General features: G+C 61.1%; 14 protein-coding genes and 1 pseudogene. 6 read left to right on the plus strand and 9 right to left on the minus strand.

Going from position 1 to position 18,601, the window contains the following annotated elements:
- Positions 1–2: 2 nt before the first annotated feature.
- Both ACI5GA_RS03435 and ACI5GA_RS03440 read left to right on the plus strand, forming a co-directional pair.
- Entirely contained in the window at positions 3–818 is an 816-nt protein-coding gene (locus ACI5GA_RS03435; RefSeq protein ID WP_404632576.1) for an ABC transporter permease, read from the plus strand.
- Entirely contained in the window at positions 815–1,966 is a 1,152-nt protein-coding gene (locus ACI5GA_RS03440) for an ABC transporter ATP-binding protein (protein ID WP_404632578.1), read from the plus strand. The genes ACI5GA_RS03435 and ACI5GA_RS03440 overlap by 4 nt, the downstream gene beginning before the upstream one ends.
- Positions 1,967–2,029: 63 nt before the next feature.
- Here ACI5GA_RS03440 and ACI5GA_RS03445 read toward each other — a convergent pair whose 3' ends face one another.
- The 7 genes and pseudogenes from ACI5GA_RS03445 to poxB form a co-directional block, all read right to left on the minus strand.
- Entirely contained in the window at positions 2,030–2,863 is an 834-nt protein-coding gene (locus tag ACI5GA_RS03445) for a transporter substrate-binding domain-containing protein (RefSeq protein WP_421421726.1), read from the minus strand.
- Positions 2,860–3,621 carry an amino acid ABC transporter ATP-binding protein gene (locus ACI5GA_RS03450; protein ID WP_421421728.1) on the minus strand — a complete coding sequence of 254 codons (762 nt, stop codon included), beginning with the start codon at positions 3,619–3,621 and terminating at the stop codon, positions 2,860–2,862. The genes ACI5GA_RS03445 and ACI5GA_RS03450 overlap by 4 nt, the downstream gene beginning before the upstream one ends.
- Positions 3,618–4,277, minus strand: coding sequence for an amino acid ABC transporter permease (locus ACI5GA_RS03455; RefSeq protein ID WP_404632584.1), 660 nt, complete (start codon positions 4,275–4,277; stop codon positions 3,618–3,620). The genes ACI5GA_RS03450 and ACI5GA_RS03455 overlap by 4 nt, the downstream gene beginning before the upstream one ends.
- The gene (locus ACI5GA_RS03460) at positions 4,258–4,923 is read right to left on the minus strand and encodes an amino acid ABC transporter permease (RefSeq protein WP_404632586.1); all 666 of its coding nucleotides are present in this window, start codon (positions 4,921–4,923) and stop codon (positions 4,258–4,260) included. Before ACI5GA_RS03460 ends, ACI5GA_RS03455 begins: the two co-directional genes overlap by 20 nt.
- A 382-nt stretch (positions 4,924–5,305) precedes the next feature.
- Positions 5,306–6,070 (minus strand): methyl-accepting chemotaxis protein, encoded by a 765-nt coding sequence (locus ACI5GA_RS03465; protein WP_404632792.1) that lies wholly within the window; start codon positions 6,068–6,070, stop codon positions 5,306–5,308.
- Positions 6,071–6,163: 93 nt separating this feature from the next.
- A pseudogene (locus ACI5GA_RS03470) lies at positions 6,164–7,198 on the minus strand (HAMP domain-containing protein); the annotation flags it as partial.
- A gap of 283 nt (positions 7,199–7,481) precedes the next feature.
- The gene (gene poxB / locus ACI5GA_RS03475) at positions 7,482–9,203 is read right to left on the minus strand and encodes a ubiquinone-dependent pyruvate dehydrogenase (protein ID WP_421421730.1); all 1,722 of its coding nucleotides are present in this window, start codon (positions 9,201–9,203) and stop codon (positions 7,482–7,484) included.
- Positions 9,204–9,422: 219 nt separating this feature from the next.
- On the opposite strand from poxB, the gene ACI5GA_RS03480 reads away from it, so the two are divergent.
- A complete protein-coding gene (locus ACI5GA_RS03480; RefSeq protein WP_404632590.1) occupies positions 9,423–9,836 on the plus strand; it encodes a PaaI family thioesterase in 414 nt (137 codons plus the stop codon).
- A 114-nt stretch (positions 9,837–9,950) separates the two neighbouring features.
- Here the strand turns inward: ACI5GA_RS03480 and ACI5GA_RS03485 are convergent, their stop codons facing one another.
- Together ACI5GA_RS03485 and ACI5GA_RS03490 are read right to left on the minus strand one after the other, a co-directional pair.
- Positions 9,951–10,673 (minus strand): dienelactone hydrolase family protein, encoded by a 723-nt coding sequence (locus ACI5GA_RS03485; protein ID WP_404632592.1) that lies wholly within the window; start codon positions 10,671–10,673, stop codon positions 9,951–9,953.
- Positions 10,639–11,211, minus strand: a complete 573-nt coding sequence (locus ACI5GA_RS03490; protein WP_404632594.1) for a sterol desaturase family protein — start codon at positions 11,209–11,211, stop codon at positions 10,639–10,641. Before ACI5GA_RS03490 ends, ACI5GA_RS03485 begins: the two co-directional genes overlap by 35 nt.
- A 340-nt stretch (positions 11,212–11,551) precedes the next feature.
- On the opposite strand from ACI5GA_RS03490, the gene ppnN reads away from it, so the two are divergent.
- The 3 genes from ppnN (at position 11,552) to ACI5GA_RS03505 (ending at position 18,573) form a co-directional block, all read left to right on the plus strand.
- The gene (gene ppnN, locus ACI5GA_RS03495; RefSeq protein WP_404632596.1) at positions 11,552–12,925 is read left to right on the plus strand and encodes a nucleotide 5'-monophosphate nucleosidase PpnN; all 1,374 of its coding nucleotides are present in this window, start codon (positions 11,552–11,554) and stop codon (positions 12,923–12,925) included.
- 134 nt (positions 12,926–13,059) lie between these two features.
- Positions 13,060–13,653: a GNAT family N-acetyltransferase gene (locus ACI5GA_RS03500; protein ID WP_404632598.1), complete on the plus strand. Its 594-nt coding sequence runs from the start codon at positions 13,060–13,062 to the stop codon at positions 13,651–13,653.
- Between the two features lie 78 nt (positions 13,654–13,731).
- Entirely contained in the window at positions 13,732–18,573 is a 4,842-nt protein-coding gene (locus ACI5GA_RS03505; protein WP_421421732.1) for an AvrE-family type 3 secretion system effector, read from the plus strand.
- Positions 18,574–18,601 lie beyond the last annotated feature (28 nt).

Raw genomic sequence — 18,601 nt, forward strand, 5'->3', positions numbered from 1 at the left:
CCATGCTCCTGACACCCAATGCCATGAGCCCGCGCCTGCGCTGGGGCCTGTATTCGGTCACAGGCTTGATCGCGCTGTTTCTGCTGCTGCCCATCGTGTTCATCGTGCTGTTGTCGTTCGGCTCCTCGCAGTGGCTGGTGTTTCCCCCGCCGGGCTGGACGCTGAAGTGGTACATGCAGTTCTTCAACAATCCCGAGTGGATGAGCGCGGCGCTGGCCAGCCTGAAAGTCGCGGTGCTGACCACGATCTTCGCCGTGCTGCTGGGCCTGCCCACCGCCTTTGCGCTGGTGCGCGGGCGCTTCCCCGGTCGCGACATGCTCTACGGCCTGTTCACCCTGCCGATGATCGTACCGCTGGTGATCATCGCTGTAGCGGTCTATGCGCTGTTCCTCAAACTCGGCTACACCGGCACGCTGTTGTCGTTCGTGGTCAGCCACGTCATCGTCGCGTTGCCGTTCACCATCATCTCGATCATCAACTCGTTGAAGTTGTTCGATCAGTCCATCGAGGACGCTGCGGTGATCTGTGGCGCGTCGCGGATGCAGGCCGTGTTCAAGGTGACCTTTCCGGCGATTCGTCCGGGCATGGTCGCCGGTGCCCTGTTCGCCTTTCTGGTGTCGTGGGATGAGGTGGTGCTTAGCGTGATGATGGCCAGCCCCACCCTGCAAACCCTGCCCGTCAAGATGTGGACCACTCTACGCCAGGACCTGACCCCGGTGATTGCCGTCGCTTCGACGCTGCTGATCGGCCTGTCGGTGTTGGTCATGTTTATCGCCGCGACCCTGCGTCGCCGTAATGAAGCGAGGATGCCTAAATGAGTGCCGTGATCAAAGATGCCAAGCAACCCGCCCAGACCCTGGTCAGCCTGCGTAACCTGAACAAGCATTACGGCGACTTCGCGGCCGTGGACAACATCTCGCTGGACATCCAGGATGGCGAGTTCCTGACCTTCCTCGGCTCCAGCGGTTCGGGCAAAAGCACCACGCTGTCGATGCTGGCCGGTTTCGAAACACCCAGCTCGGGGGAGATTCTGGTGGCCGGTCAGTCGCTGGTGAACGTGCCACCGCACAAGCGCGACATCGGCATGGTGTTTCAGCGTTATTCGCTGTTCCCCCATCTCTCGGTGCGCGACAACATCGCCTTCCCGCTGACCATCCGCAAGCTGGCGGCGGCGGAGCGCGACAAGCGGGTCGACGCCATGCTCAAGCTGGTGCAACTGGACAAATTCGCACACCGCCGCCCTTCGCAACTGTCTGGCGGCCAACAGCAACGGGTCGCCATCGCCCGCGCGCTGGTCTATGAACCGCGCATTCTGCTGATGGACGAACCCCTGGGCGCGCTGGACAAAAAACTGCGCGAAGACCTGCAGGACGAACTGCGCCAACTGCATCGTCGGCTGGGCATCACCATCGTCTACGTGACCCACGATCAGGAAGAAGCCATGCGCCTGTCCCAGCGCATCGCGATCTTCAGCCACGGCAAGATTGTCGGTCTGGGCACCGGCTATGAGCTGTACCAGAACCCGCCGAATGCCTTTGTCGCCTCGTTCCTCGGTAACTCGAACTTCCTCAAGCTCAAGGCCCAGGGCAATGGCGTGGCAACGTTCGAAGGCCAGCCGCTGTCGATTCGACTGACCGCCGGACTGGTGATCGATCAGGATGTGCTGCTGATGATCCGCCCGGAAAAAGCCCAGGCGCTGAGCGTCGAACAAGCGAATGCACAACCGCTGCAAACCGGTTGGAATGAAGTCAGCGCCAAAGTCGGCGAAGTGCTGTTTCTGGGGGAAAGCCAGACTTGCACGGTCATGACCACAGGCGGCACCTCAATGACCGTCAAGGCGCTTTCGGCGGCGGGCATGCCGCTCAAGGCCGGCGATCAGGTGCGCGTGCGCTGGGCAACGGCGGACGCCTGCGTGTACACCGAATGGGCGGAAAGCGATTTGAACAAGGCGGCTGGCGCGCACTGACGCACCGCCCCGCCACCTACGACGTTCGGGTCGCTGCCAACAGCGACCCGAACGTGTTTTGGCTTACGGCTTCCAGTCGCCCCCCTCGACGATCACCGCCGCCGGATCGGTGCCATCCGCCAGTTGGCTGCGCACGTACTGGTCGTAGAGTTTGAGCAGGTATTTTTCCTTGCCCAGCGTGGCCAGTTCGGTGTTCACCCAGTCCCGCAGCTCGACGTTACCCTTCTTGACCGCAGGCGCGATCGGCGCCTCGTCACCGAGTTTTTGCGCCAGCACGCGGTAGCCCGGATTCTGTTTCGCCCAACTGAACAGCACCAGATTGTCTTGCGCGTAGGCATCGCCACGGCCGTTGGCCAGCGCCTGCAGCGATTCGGAGTTTTTCTCGAACTTCAGCAGTTTCCAGTCCGGGTGGTTCTTGGTCAGCCACAGATCAGCGGTGGTCCCGGTGGTAACGATGGTGGTCTTCTTCGCCAGGTCATCCAGCGTCTTCACGTCGCTCTTTTCAGGCACCAACGCCTGCACGGCCACGCGCAGATTCGGGTGGGTGAAGTCCACCACCTGAGCGCGCTCCGGGGTGACGGTCATGTTGGCCAGGATCAAATCCACCTTGTCGCTTTGCAGGAACGGAATCCGGCTGGCGGGCTCGACGACCACGAACTCGATCTTCTTCTCGTCGCCGAGCAAGTCCTTGGCGAAACGACGCCCCAGGTCGGTGTCGAAACCAACGTAATCGCCCTTCTCGTTGACGAAGCCGAACGGCGGTTTGTCGCTGAACACCCCGACAATCAGCTTGTCGCGAGCTTTGATTTTGTCCAGATAACCGTCGGCGTGGGCAGTGACACCCGCCAGCAAGCCGATGGCCAACAGAGGAAAAGCGAGGGCAGTTTTAAGATTCACGAGGCGTTCCTTTTGGGCATGTTTTCGACATAGGAAAATTTCTCCAGAAACTGCTGCGCACGTGCGGTCTGCGGGGAGCTGAAGAAGGTATCGGGATGGCCCTGTTCGACGATACGGCCGCCGTCCATGAACAGGATCCGGTCCGCCACGGCACGGGCAAAGGCCATTTCGTGGGTGACGATCAACAGGGTCATGCCGCTGCGGGCCAGGTCGAGGATCACCTCCAGCACTTCCTTGACCATCTCAGGGTCCAGGGCGGCAGTGACTTCATCGAACAGCATGACTTTGGGGTTCATGCACAAGGCGCGGACGATGGCGATGCGTTGTTGCTGACCACCGGACAATTGGCGAGGAAAGGCATCGCGCTTGTCCAGCAAGCCGACTCGCGCCAACAACGTCTCCGCCTGTTGGAGTGCCTCGGCCCTGGGCCGTTTCTGCACGTTCACCGGGCCCAGCAGAATGTTGTCGAGCACGCTCATGTGCGGGAACAGGTGGTAACTCTGAAACACCATGCCGATCTGCTGACGAACCCTGCGCCAATCGGCGTTGGCGCCCAGCTCACGGCCCATAAACCGGTACTGCCCGGCGTGTCCCGACTCCAGACCGTTGAGGCAGCGCAGCAACGTGCTTTTGCCACAGCCACTGGGGCCGAGGATCACCAGCACCTCGCCTTCCTTGACGCGCAAATCCACGTCCTGCAACACCAGTGCATCGCCAAAGCGCTTGCTGAAACCGGACAGTTCGATCAATGCACTCATGAATGACTCCAGCGTCGCTCAAGCACACGGGAGGCGGCCGAAAGCGGGTAGCAGACAAAAAAGAAAAACAGGAACAGAAAGCCGTAGATCAGCACCGACTCATAGGTGCGTTCGATGATCTGCTGGCCGATCTTGATCACCTCCACCACACCGATCAGCACCGCCAGCGAGCTGGTTTTGATGAGGCGGGTGAAGACGTTGATCATCGGCGGTGTCATGCGCTGCAACGCCTGAGGCAGCAAAACCCGGCCGTACAGCCCCGGCAGCCCGAGACCGATGGCCAACCCGGCTTCGCGCTGGCCTCGGGGAATGGAGCGCAATGCGCCACGCACCACCTCGCCGGTTTCACTGATGCCCCACAGCGACAGCACCAGCACCGCACACCAGAACCCCGGAAGGCTCCAGCCGAAGAAAATCGGCAATCCGAAAAAGAACAGGTACAGCCACACCAGCACCGGGATGGCCCTGAACGCCTCCAGATAAATCGTCAGCACCACGTCGACCCAGCGAACACCCAGATTGCGCAGCACGCCATACACCACACCGCCCAGGCTGCTGAAGACGATGGCCAACGCGGAAATGCCCAGCGTACGACCGACCCCCGTCAGCAGTTGCGGCGCGGACACCCACAACAACTCAAGACCCGAACTGGCCATGCTGAAGCCTCCTTTCGATGACCCGCAACAGCACAGACAGCGGCACGAACAACAACACGCAGAGCGCGGTCATGACGGCGAGCATTTCGTAGGTCTTGTAGTACAGCGCGATGTAATTCTTCGTCGTATAGAGGATTTCCGGCACCGCCACGGCCGAGACCACTGTGGTCTCCTTGAGCAGAAACACGAAATTGGCGAATAACGCGGGCAGGCTGAGAATGCCCGCTTGCGGCAGGATGACGTGACGCAGCAATTGCCAGCGCGACAGGCCAATCGATAAACCCGATTCGATTTGCGATTTGGGCACCGCTTCCACCCCGGCGCGCAGGATTTCGGTCAGGTAGGCGCCGCCCAGAAACGTCATGGCGATCACCGCCGAGGTAAACCCAGAAATGCGAATGCCGATGCTCGGCAGCGCGAAATAGATGAAGAACAGTTGAATGAGCAACGGTGTATTGCGTGCCAGTTCGACATACCCGCGCACCAGCGGTTTGAGCACCGGCACGTTGAACACGCTGATGGTGGCATTTAACAGTGCGACACACAGCGACGTGGCAATGGCGATCAGACCGACCTGCAACGTCACGCCCACGGCGGTGACGAAAGCAGGCAGCGTAGACAGCGCGAAATCAAGATCGAAGTTCATCGGCGCCCACACTGATGCGCAGGGCCTGAAAGGAAAACGGTGGTCAGCACTGCTGCTCCTGAACGTAAAAACGGTATCAGGCGGTTTTGCAGGCTTTGTGCCATACGCGAATCCCCCCGTCTTCAGCAGACGAAAGCAGCCTCTGGCACACGCTAACTGATTGTTTTAAAGCGAAATTGCTGAACCCCTGTTGCTCCAGAAACAGTCGGATCATGGCGGGGGGATGCGGCTAACGAGAACGTCGCAGCAAGACTCGGTCCGTAACAGCATGGCTTGCCTGGGCGGCGCACGAGAGATCGCTGACGCCGGCAAGCCGGACTGCTACAAGGAGGCGCGTATGCCAGGTGCATCGCAGCGCGCCTCGGTCCGTAGCGGCGTTGACTCAGATGCGGAACGTCCCCACCAGGTGCTGCAAACGTGCGGTCTGGTGTTCGAGGTGGGAACAGGCGTCCAGCGTCGATTTGAGGTTGTCGACGCCTTCCTGGTTCAACGTGTTGATTTCGGTGATGTCGACATTGATCGACTCGACCACGGCGGTCTGTTCCTCGGTGGCCGTCGCCACGGACTGGTTCATGCCGTCGATTTCACCAATGCGGCGAGTCACGCTGTTCAGGCGCTCACCGGCCTGGTTGGCGATGGTCACGCTGCTTTCACTCTGGCGCTGGCTTTCGGTCATGTTGGCCACCGCATCGCGCGCGCCCACTTGCAGTTCTTCGATCATTCCCTGCACTTGCTGGGCCGAATCCTGAGTGCGGTGAGCCAGGTTGCGCACTTCATCGGCCACCACCGCAAACCCGCGGCCCGCTTCACCCGCACGGGCCGCTTCGATGGCCGCGTTCAGCGCCAGCAGGTTGGTTTGTTGGGAAATACCGGTGATTACTTCTAGAATCTGGCCAATGTTGGCGGTCTTGGCGTTCAGCGTCTCGATGTTGGCGCAGGATTCGCTGATCTTGTCCGAAAGCTCGTTCATCGCCTTGATGGTCTGGGTCACGACACCCTGCCCTTCGCTGGCCAGTTGCGTGGCTTCGCTGGAGTGCTGCGAAGCCAATGCGGCGTTCTGGGCGATTTCCTGCGCAGCGGCGCCAAGCTGATTGATCGCTGCGGCAACGCTACTGGTACGGCTGGACTGCTGATCCGAGTTGCCCATGGACGAGTTGGACGCGCCCACCACGCGCGCTGCCACTTCGCCCAGTTGCCCGGCGGTGGACGCCACTTCGCGGATCGATCCGTGAATCCGTTCCACGAAGCGGTTGAACGACAGCGCCAGTGCGCCGAATTCATCCTGCGACACGATCGACAGGCGTTTGGTCAGGTCACCCTCACCGTCGGCGATATCCTGCATGGCGCGACCCATCTGGTGCAGCGGCTGCATCAGCACGCGGATCAGCAGGCCCAGCAACAGCATGATGATCGCCACCACAATCACCATCGCGGTGATCGCCGAGGCGCGGAACTCGCTGAGCATCGAGTAGGCGGCGTCGCGGTCCAGGACCAGCGCCACGTACCAGTTCGCAGAAGACAAGCCCTCGACTTTGGTGAACGAGATGAACTGTGCCTTGCCCGCCGACTGGATTTCCGCGACGCCCGGCGCGATCTTCGGCGCACCGTTGGGGTAGGCCTCGCTGACGTTTTTCAGGATCAGCTTGCTGTCCGGGTGAATCAGAATCTTGCCATCGGCGCTGACGATGTAGGCATAGCCATGGCCACCGAAATTCAGCGAGTTGATGGTTTTGGTAATGGCCTCCAGGGAAATATCGGCCCCCGCCACGCCAATCATCTGGCCCTGCTGGCGAACCGGCGTGGCCAGGGTCACCACTAGCTTGCCCGACGATGCGGCGATGTACGGCTCGGTGACGATGGTGCCTTGCGCCGCATCGGCGGCCTTGTACCAGCCCCGTGCACGCGGGTCGTAATCGGCGGCGCGGTTACCCGCAGGCACCGAGAACATCAGGCCGTCCTTGCCACCGAAGTAGCTCAGTTGGAAATTGTCCGGGTACACAGGCAGGCCCACAGCGCGCTTCAGGTTGTCAGGCGACGGGCCATCGACGGCGATCTGCTGCGCCATCGAATAGAGCAATTGCGTGCGGCTGTCGAGCCAGGTCTGAATGTTTTGTGTGGTCAGACTGCCCAGTTGTTGCAGTTCGGTGTCGACGTTGTTTTTCAGAGTTTCACGCTGACGGTAATCATTCACCAGAATGAAACACGAGAAAGCAACAACAACTATCAGTGCAGCGGCCAGCAGGATCTTTCTGCTGAAGCCCAGACTTTTGATCATATGATTGTGTCCATAACCAAGAATGACAGCGACGGGAATGCGTGGCCGATCAGGCGCGCGCCGCGCTTTTTACGGGGTTGTGCGAAGAAAGGGAAGACGCGGCCTGAAATATCTTTCGGCCGCTTGAACGCGAAGTTGAATACCGGTCGTCGAACCGTGTTAGTTGAAGTTGGCCGATGTTTTAGAACAAACGGTTAACGTAACTAGATCAGGATCCAATACGGCGCACTTAGTGCACCCAGTAGGCGTGAGGTCGCCCGCGCCTACTGGGTCATGGAAACGATCAGCGGAAGTTAGTCTTGGCCAGTTCCAGCACCTGATCCGCCTTGCCGCTCATCACAGCCTTCAACATGAACAGGCTGAAACCCTTGGCCTGGGCCAGTTTGATTTTCGGCGGCAGGCCCAGCTCCTGTTTCGCCGTGACCACGTCCACCACCACCGGGCCGGGATGCTCAAAAGCCTTCTTCAACGCGTTGGGCAGGTCGGCGGAATCCTCCACGCGAATCCCCAGAATTCCGGCACCAATGGCGATGTTGGCGAAGTTGGTGGCATGGAAATCGGTGTCATGGGGCACATACCCGCTGGCCTGCATTTCCATGGCGACAAAACCCAGCGAGCTGTTGTTGAACACCACGATCTTGATCGGCAGGTTGAGCTGGCGAATCGTGAGCAGGTCCCCCAGCAGCATCGACAAACCGCCGTCGCCACACAACGCCACCACTTGGCGCTGAGGAAACGCCGCCTTGGCGCCCAGCGCCTGGGGCATGGCGTTGGCCATGGAGCCGTGGTTGAACGATCCCAACAATGAACGCTGGCCGTTCATGGTCAGGTAGCGCGCCGCCCACAAGGTTGGCGTGCCGACGTCCACGGTGAAAATCGAGTCGGGATCGGCGTACGCGTCCACCATACGCGTCAAATACTGAGGATGGATCGGCTCACCGTGAGGCGACGGTGTGGCCAGTTCATCCAGTTCTTCGCGGGCCTTGGCATAGTGATCCAGCGCTTTGTCGAGAAACTTGCGATCGGTGTGCGCCTTGATCCGGGGTAACAGCGCAACGATGGTTTCGGCGATGCCCCCTTCCAGCCCCAGCATCAGAGGCGTGCGCCGACCGAGCGCAGCGGCGTCGATGTCGATCTGCACGATGTTGGCTTTTTCCGGATAGAAATTGCGGTATGGAAAATTGCTGCCGAGGATCAACAGCGTGTCGCAATTCATCATGGCGTGATAGCCGGAGCTGAAACCGATCAGCCCGGTCATGCCCACGTCGAACGGATTGGCGTACTCGATGTACTGTTTGCCGCGCAGGGCATGCACCACGGGGGCTGCGAGCTTTTCCGCCAGGGCGACGACTTGATCATGGGCCTCGGCGCAGCCTGCACCGGCCAGAATGGTCACGCTTTTGGAGGCATCCAGCAGCTCGATCAGCCGCAACAGGTCTTTTTCAGCCGGGATAACCCGCGCAGCGACGGGTTCAACCCAAGCAGGCTTGACGTCTGGCGCAGGCAACAAGGCGACATCGCCGGGGATCACGATCACCGCCACGCCACGTTGGCTGATCGCCGCCCGCATCGCCCGTTCCAGAACACGGGGAAACTGCTCGGCGCTGCTCACCGCCTCGACGAAGTGGCTGCACTCTTTGAACAGTTGGACGGGATGGGTTTCCTGAAAGTAATTCAGGCCTATTTCCGACGAGGGGATCTGCGCCGCGATGGCCAGTACCGGCACTCGGCTGCGATGGCAATCGTACAGGCCGTTGATCAGGTGCAGATTGCCCGGACCACAACTGCCTGCACACACCGCCAGTTTGCCTGTGGTGGCGGCTTCTGCGCCCGCAGCGAAGGCCGCCACTTCTTCGTGACGGGTGTGCATCCACTTGATCTTGCCCAGCCGCTGAAGGCTGTCGGTCAGGCCGTTCAGGCTGTCGCCACTGACGCCCCAGATCTTCGAGACGCCCGCGGCGGCGAGGGTGTGGGCAAGGTAATCGGCGATGGTTCTGCTGGACATGGGGCAGGTTCCTTGTCGAGTCGAATGGACCGCACGTTGCAACCTTCTGCAGCGCGCGTCGTTTCAAATCGACCTGTAGCACCGGTCAACAGTTCAGTGCTTGTCGGAATGTGCGAGTCTGCGGCGACCGTGACAGCGTCCGGTGTTCGCCCCGCCCCTCGTTGACAACGGTCTGCGGCTCATCAAGGCTGGCGGATTCCAACCCGGCAGGAGCAGGCCATGGCGAGCAAGGCAGAAATCGCGGCGTTTATCGCGCAAGAGTTTCCACAGACCCGGATCGTCGTTGAGGACGTGGGCGATCAGCGGGCGACGATTTCTCAGGTGGTCGATCAGTCGGACTTGCGCCCCGGTGGCACGGTGTCCGGGCCGACCCTGATGGCAGTGGCGGATGTGGCCTTGTACGTGGCGGTGCTCGGTGTCATCGGCATTGTGCCGCTGACGGTCACCACCAGCCTGACGATCAACTTCTTGCGCAAGCCCGAAGCCGGGCGGCGGATCATCGCGCAGTGTCAGTTGATGAAAGTCGGCAAGACCCTGGCCATTGGCGAGGTTTCGCTGTACTCCGAAGGGCTGGCCGATGCCGTGGCCCACGTGGTTGGCACTTACGCCATCCCGCCCCACCCCCTGCGCTAAGCCGGGCAAAACAGGGACGGGGAACGGGTCCTGAGAGCACTTTCTGTAGCAGCACGGCCGTGCTGCTACAAGGAATCGGCGCGAGTCATTCCGATCCAGCGGGTATTGAGGACTTCATGTCCACAATGTGCGCCCAAAGAAGGTCAACGCCCGGTCCCACGCCAGTTGCGCCCACACTGGGTCATACTGCGTCCCGGCAATACGTCCTGGCCCGACGGCGGTTTCGTTGGCAAAGGCATGGTGGGCCAGGTAACGATGGAATTCGATGTCCACCCCACCCTCGCCCAGCTTCTCTTCCAGTTTGTCGACGTTTTCCGCCGGAAAAAACTCATCCTGTGTCGCCCAGTGTGCTTGCACCGGCACCTTGATGGCGTTGGGGTCAAGGTATTCCAGCGGCGGCATGCCGTAGAACACCACGCCAGCCGACAACTCGGGAATGAAGTTCAGCGCCAGCAACGTCAATGCGCCTCCCATGCAGAAGCCGGTGACACCCACATTCGGCGTATGGCCCTTGAGGTACTGCACGGCGCCACGAATGTCCTGAGTGGCGGCGTCGGCAAAATCGAGTTTGCTCATCAGGTGATGAGCCTCCTCCTCTTCGACGGTCATTTCGCCCCGGTACAAATCCGGCACCAGCGCCAGGTAACCGGCCGCCGCAAGGCGATCCGCCACGCCGCGAATCTGATCGTTCAGGCCCCACCACTCCTGAATCACCACGATGGCCGGAGCGCCTTCGGTTTTCACCGGGCTGGCCAGGTAGCCGCTGACCTCCTTGCCATCCGGGCGGGTATAAGTGATGGTTTTACCGCTGGCTGGTTGTGCTTTCGATTGCGTCACGTGAGTCTCCCGAAGCGGTGAAAAGAGTGATAGGTGTAGCACGCCGCTCGGAACGTTCAGCGGCGCGCTGCTGCTCGTCCACGCGCCTCTGGCGAAGTTGCTTGTGCAACGTGGCCACAGGCGGTGCGTACAAAAAGCCGAACGATACGCTGTTGTGACGTCCCTTGACCGCGTGGTGCATGAGGTGAGCCTGGTACAACCGGCGAAGGTAGCGATTGCGCGGTTTCGGACGAACCGGCCAGTGCCGATGCACGATGCCATCGTGCACCAGAATATAGATCAACCCGAACGCGGCAACCCCCGCCCCCACCCATTGCAGCGGGTCATAACCGCTGTTTCCCAGCACGATCAGGCCAACGGCCGCTGCGCCAAGCACCAGCAGGTAAATGTCATTGGTTTCGAACGCGCCCAGATGCTCTTCGTGGTGAGAGCGATGCAAAAACCAGCCCCAGCCGTGCATGACGTACTTGTGCGCAAGAAAACCGACCCCCTCCATGGCGATCAGGGTGCAGAGGAAAATCGCGAAGTTGAAAATCATAAGAGGCGGCGTGGTCACGGGCATCTGGGGTCGAGGTGCAGCATACCGGCGCGGGGCGAAAAATCAAAAGTCACTGATCGCGCGAGCACCCTCGCTCTGTGTAGCAGTCCGGCTTGCCGGCGGCGGTGTGTCATTCATCGGATTCTTCTCTGGCTTTACGCTACCGCCGGCAAGCCGGACTGCTGCAGCGTCATTGCCCATTCAAAGATTTCACACCCAACGTTTGCTTTCCTGACCGACCGATGTAAAAAATGGCCCCAAGGGTGAATGGCGTTTTCATTCACTGTCCACATGCTGGCCTGCAACCACGACGGCCGGCATCGCTTTCAAGGAATTCAGAATGGCTCCAAGACAGGTAATCAACGCTTCGGTCAGTCCAAAAGGTAGCCTGGAGACGCTTTCACAACGTGAAGTCCAACAACTGAGCGCTGCTGGCTCAGGCAGTACGTACAGCCTTTTCCGCCAGTGCGCCCTGGCCATCCTCAACACGGGCGCGCATGTTGACAACGCCAAAACCATTCTCGAAGCCTACCAGGACTTCGAAGTGCGCATTCATCAACTGGACCGCGGCGTGCGCCTGGAGCTGCTGAACGCTCCGGCTGACGCCTTCGTTGACGGCGAAATGATCGCCAGCACTCGGGAAATGCTGTTCAGCGCCCTGCGCGACATCGTCTACACCGAAAGCGAACTGGACAGCCAGCGCATCGACCTGGACTCGTCCCAAGGCATCACCGATTACGTCTTCCACCTGCTGCGCAACGCCCGCACCCTGCGCGCGGGTGTCGAGCCGAAGATGGTGGTGTGCTGGGGTGGGCACTCGATCAACACCGAGGAATACAAATACACCAAGAAAGTCGGCCACGAACTGGGCCTGCGCAAGCTGGACATCTGCACCGGTTGCGGCCCTGGCGTGATGAAAGGCCCGATGAAGGGCGCGACCATCGCCCACGCCAAACAACGCATCAGCGGTGGCCGCTACCTGGGCCTGACCGAGCCGGGCATCATTGCGGCCGAAGCGCCGAACCCGATCGTCAACGAACTGGTCATCCTGCCGGACATCGAGAAGCGCCTGGAAGCCTTCGTCCGGGTCGGCCACGGCATCATCATTTTCCCGGGCGGCGCTGGTACGGCTGAAGAGTTCCTCTACCTGCTGGGCATCCTGATGCACCCGGACAACCAGGACCTGCCCTTCCCGGTCATCCTCACCGGCCCGAAAAGCACCGCGCCGTATCTGGAGCAACTGCACGCCTTCGTCAGCGCGACCTTGGGCGAGCAAGCGCACAAACATTACAAGATCATCATCGATGACCCGGCCGAAGTGGCGCGGCAAATGGTCGAAGGGCTGGCCGCCGTACGCCAGTTCCGCCGCGAGCGCGCCGACGCCTTCCACTTCAACTGGCTGCTGAAGATCGAAGAAAGCTTCCAGCGTCCTTTCGACCCGACCCACGCCAATATGGCCAGCCTGCAACTGCGCCGCGACCTGCCGCCCCACGAACTGGCGGCGAACCTGCGCCGGGCGTTTTCCGGGATCGTGGCGGGCAACGTCAAGGACAAGGGTATTCGCCTGATCGAAGAGCACGGGCCGTATGAAATCCACGGCGACGCCGAAGTCATGCAGCCGCTGGACAAACTGCTGCAAGCGTTCGTCGAACAGCACCGCATGAAACTGCCTGGCGGCGCGGCGTACGTGCCGTGTTACCGCGTCGTCTCCTGATACTGAATCCGCGTCGACTGGAACCTTCCGGCTCGGCGCGATCGTTGTGGGAGCCGGCTTGCTGGCGAAAGCGTCGTGTCAGTTGCGCATGTGTTGCCTGACACACCGTTTTCGCCAGAATTTATGGCCCCTCAATGATCCACATCCGCCCCATGACGCCCGAAGACTTCGAACGCTTCTGGCCGACTTTTCAAACCGTGGTTAAAGCGCAGGAAACCTACGCCTACGACCCCGACCTGACCTATGAACAAGCGCTGCACCTGTGGCTCGAATACCCGCTGCACACGCTGATCGCCGAAGAAGACGGCGTACTGCTCGGCAGCTATTACCTCAAGGCCAACGCTGCCGGTCCTGGCGGTCACGTGTCCAATTGCGGTTACATGGTCACCAACGAGGCCCGAGGTCGCGGCGTGGCCCGAGCGATGTGCGAACACTCCCAGCAACTGGCAGTGGACAGCGGGTTCTCGGCGATGCAGTTCAATTCGGTGGTGGCGACCAACGAGGTCGCGGTCGCCCTGTGGAACAAGCTGGGTTTCGAGACCGTTGGCCGCTTGCCCCGTGCTTATCGCCACGCTCGCCACGGCCTGGTCGACTGCCTGGTGATGTTCAAATGGCTGGCGGACATGCCGGCGTCACGCAAGGCCAAAAGCCCGCTGTTGATCGGGCGCAAGAACATCGAGTCTGTGGTGTCGCGGCCTCGACGGGCCAAACCGGACACCCCGGCCTGATTTTCACCGCTCACTGGAACCCATTCCCGCCTGACGCCACTCAGTCCACACACTGTTTACTGCAGGGACGGCGTCAGCATGGTTTCACCTACCTCATCAATCCACCACTCTGCTTCAGTGGCCGCTGTGGTCGGCAGCACTCACGCTGGCTCCAGTGAAGGCCCTAAGCAGCGCCTCGGCTTCCGGGCGAAGATGGATGCGTTCAGCCATTCCGTCGCCCAGAAAGGGCGCCACCTCAAAGAAGGGTTCAAGGCCCGTCCTGGAGATGCGTCATCCACCCCGCGCAGTTCTCGGGCGCAGTCCCCCGTCCAGCCGCCGCAACTGGAACGTGCGCAGTCCCATGCCAGTGGCCGGGGCGATCCCCCGCAACCACCTGAAATTCCGGCTCCGACGCCCCCCGTTGCACCGCCCGTCGCAGCGCCGCCTCATGCGCCGATCGAACTGTCGCCTCGCCTGACCATGCGACTGGAGGACCATCGCCTGATCGTCGGTGAGCCGGGGCGTGCCAATCGCACGGAACAACTGCTGGACAGCGTCCTTAACAAGACGCAAGAGCGGTATCGAACGCTTGAGAACCTGAGCGATCCCGCAGTCGCTGGCAAAACCGAATACCTGCTGACGGACTCCCGCCATCGCCTGTTGCATGCCCAGGCGAGCGATCTGGCGGTGTCAGTGTTCAAAAGCAGTGAAAACCGCCCCTACACGCGCCTCCATGTGGCGATGCCTGGCAATGCCCATCGCGCTCAGATCACAGGGGTACACGTGGACGCCGACGGCAATGCCTTCCGACTCCACGACAAGAAACTCTACGCGTTGGAGGAAGGCACCTGGAAGGACCGAGGTGTCGCTGTAGACTTGAAAAGTCTGCATGACATGGGGGGCGAATTGTACGCACTCGATGACGCCGGCCAGATCCGCCCTCTCAGTGCGCCAGACACGACGATTGCGTTCCAACATCCGGTTCAGGCGCTGGCCCATCTGGACGGTGCCCTTATCGCGCTCACCGCCGACAGCGACAATCAATTGCACCTCGAACGACGGGATGGTCTGGGCCATGGCATTCACGGGATTCACGCGCTCACCGACGCCAACGGCCCCCTGAGCACTGACGCCGCCGACAAACCCACCGCCATCGCCGTACAGGGCAATCAGGTGCTGCTCAGCACGGCCACAGGCACGCTGCACCGGGTCAACATTCCCGACGACATGATCGAAGCGATTGCGACCGAGGAAGAAACCCGCGTGCTTGAACCGTTGTCGCTGGCCGATACACGCCATTCCGACGCCTTGCAGAACCTGCTGGGTCGGCACCAGTACGGTGAAATGTTCGTCGACAACAATCAACTGTTCGCACGGGTAAAAGACCATCGCGGCACTGAACACAGCGCCAGTTGGGATGCTCACTCACAAACCTTCCGTCCCGGCTGGAACCTGAGCCAGACCCTGGTGCTGGACCGCCAGCACGGTCTGCCGCGATTGACGCCTGCCCTGAATGAACAGATCCAGTTGGCCCGCGGCCGTATCGCGCAACACGACAACACGCTGCTCGCAGAGGACCCTCGAACCGGGGAATGGAAGAAAACCAGCGAAACCGACATCAAGTCGCTGGTCGCCGCCCACGACGGTTTCGCCTACCTGATCGACAAGGACAACAAGCTCAAGCAACTGAAAGTCGCGCCACAAGCCACCGCTCATGACATGGGCCAGGGTGTTGACCTGGCGCTGCCCGGACGGGCCACTGAAGCCAAGGGCACCCTCATGCGCGGCGCCGAACACCTGACCGTGGACAAGGTGGCTGTGCAGAATGACCAACGTTACATGACACTCAGCGGCGGCGAGCTGCGTCTGCACGATCAGAACGGCGAGCGGGCCAAACTGCCTCCCCTGCCGGGCAACGGTGACATCATCGGTATTGGCAGTTCGGGTCAGGACTGGTTCGCCCTCAAGGACGGCGCGCTTCATCAAATGTCCGGTCCGGGCGCTGATCCGAAAAACATGTCGACCACTCGTGCCTGGGCAACGGCATCACTGGAAGGCCTGCCCGCCGGTGCGACCCTGCAAGATCTCAAGACCGATCACAAGGGCCATCTGCGGCTGCACATCAGCGTCCCGGGCGCCACGCCGGAAGATCCCGTGGCCGTCAGCGAGCACATCCGCCGACCGAACGGCCGTTGGGAGCCGGCCTCGGCAGAAGCCGAGCAGGCCGCGGACGCTGCGCCGCGTCCCCATGCCCACTTTGAAAACCTGGCGGGTAGCGAACTCCCCTTTACCCGCAAGAAAGGCGTCAAACTCAGCGCCAATATTGGCGGCCGCAATAATGTGGAGACCGCCAAACTTCGCAACTACGCGCCCAACTCGTTGACGCAGAACTACGTCACCTCGCATCTGGCGTCCACAGGCGCGTTCAAGGTCCCGGCCGACAGTATCCAGCACGCCTGGAAAGGGCGCGAAGGGTTGCGGGAGGTCTACACCCGCGAGGTCGATACGCTGCGCGGTCTGACGGCAGCCGCCGCAGCCCGCCCGGCCGAAGCGCCCGACTCAATGGCCGATCGACTGGCGACCTTGAGCCGGTCCCCTGTGTCGCCGCCGGTCGCGGAACTGGTCGATCTGATCACCTGGTTCCAGCGAACCGTCAACGAGGACATGCAGAAGACCCTGCGAGAACTGGCTGAAGCCAAAGGCGCGCTGCACAACAGCGGCGACATCAACCTCAACTTCCGGCCCGGCAAGCCTCCGCGTAACGACCTGTTCAACGAGGTCGCCCATGTATTGACAGACAGCGGCATAAAACCGGGCGATCCGCTCGGCGATTTGGTCGAAACACTGCAAAGCCGGAACTTCACCCTCGAACACCGCGATCCCGTATCAAGCTTCGACGACTCTCGCAAGCGTGGCGACAACCAGACCCTGCTCTGCGCACGGCTGGCGGCCAACGCACAGATCATGAAGCGCCTCAGCGCCCAGGTCGACGACCTGACGGCCAACCCCGGACGACCGCAGGCGGATCTGGACACCTTCGCCGCCCAGTTGGCTGCCTTGCACAACACCGATTACGACGGCAACCCGCTCAAGCGCTACACCGACGCGGGCTTCCGCAGCTATGGGGCGCTGGAGGCCAGCTACGACGCGACCAAGAGCCTGCTCAAATACATGCGCAAGGACAATCACCCGGTCAAACGCAACGTGCTGGAGGGGTTACAAACCACCCCCGCCGAGCTCACCCGCAATCTGACCCAGGCGTTGCGAGACCTCGAACCCCGCGAAAGTCTGAAGATCAACCGCAACTATGGGGGCGGCGTGACCGGGGGCATCAGCGGCCCCGCGGGCGATGCTTTCCTGGGCTTTCGCGGCTCCGTCGATCCAGAGCGAACCTACGGCATCACGTTCACCCGCTTTGACCGTGGCCTGAAAGTCTCGATCAACCGCGAAGGCGCCGTTAGCGGCACGGGCAGTTTTGGGTTTGGCGGCGGCAAATCGGACACCAAAACCACCGCCGGGGACAGTCACAACAACATTCAATCCAACAGCGGCTGGTTCGGCGGCAGCCTGGACGCGAAGTACAAATACGCCGACAACACCGCCCTGAGCTTTTTCGTGCGCGACGATGAAATGGACGCGTTCATGGACGACCTGCTCAATACACGACTGCACAGCAGCCAGCGGCCGGAGCTCACCGGGTTGAAGCCCATGGACCTGATGAACCGCAGCGTCGAACAGGAAGTGCGCACCACCGCCAAGCACAGCTTCGATCTGGAGCTGGGCGCCAATATCGAGTCGCGCACCAACTACGGCCAGACCGACGCCGAGCCCGTGGCGGGTTTCATGCGCTTCGGTGTCGGCCTGCTGGCCAGCCTGACGCTCATGAGCGCCGAACGGGAGCGCACTCAGGGGCGCGGCAACGACGGCTTGCAAACCGACATCTACAGCAGCAACCGTGCACGCTTTCTTGAAAAAGGCGCCGTGACGGGCTACGCGAGGATGTTCAGCTCCGTTTTCTCGGCGCGTCCGGACAACCTGTTCATTGCCGGTGGCGCGCCCGTTGGTATCGCGGCCACGCTGTCGGTGGACAACAAGACCGGCAAAACCTATGACGTGCGCTTCAAGGATGCCCTGCCCGTACAGGCCAGTGATGTGAAGAGCCTGGCCAGCAGCCTTGAGAAGGCCTTTCCTGAGCTCAAGCAGAACAAACGTGACGACCAGCCCGTGACGGAGCGCCTGAACGCGCTACACGACCAGTACGGCAGCAAGACTGCGCAAAACGACGCCCAGCATTCGGCCCTGATGAGTCTGGCCCAGACACGCCGTCAGCAGCTGGCCAACGTTAAAGGCTCGGCCTTGATGTCGCTGATGGACATGGTGGTCAAGCACAACAACGTCAATCGCGTGGACCAGAAAACCGTCAGCAAGCGGGGTATCGATATGGTCAAGGAGATGCTGGGCAAGGACGTCAACCCGGGTAACGCAGAGCGCATTCACCAAATGATGAACGACGACCCGCAGCTCAAGGCACTGCTCGATGAAATGAAAAGCGCCAAGGGCACGACCCGGGCCGAGATCAAGCTGGAAGTGACCGACGCGGTGAAAAAGAACATCGAGGATGCGGCGATTGTCGGAAGGCTGTCCGATGAAGCGCTGAAAACCCAGCTATCGGACCGGGACAACTTGCGCATCAAAAGCATCGCGATCTTTCGCTCGGCGGCCAAGGACGACTCACTGGGTGTTCCCCTGCCCTATGTGAGTTACAAGAGCGGCAGCAGCCTGGCCATCGAGCGCTTGATGGGGGAACTCACGTTTGAGTACGGCGCTGACCAGTTGAACCCGAAAAAAGTCACGGCCGACGGCGCCATCGCCGATCAAGGTGACACCACCGCAGCTCGTGAGCTGGGCCTGGAAGCGAGTGGTGAGTTTCGCTTGCGCTAAATGCCCTCACACACCCTATCGACCTGGA

Source organism: Pseudomonas sp. Pseu.R1 (genome assembly GCF_045764065.1).
In the GTDB taxonomy this organism is placed as follows: domain Bacteria; phylum Pseudomonadota; class Gammaproteobacteria; order Pseudomonadales; family Pseudomonadaceae; genus Aquipseudomonas.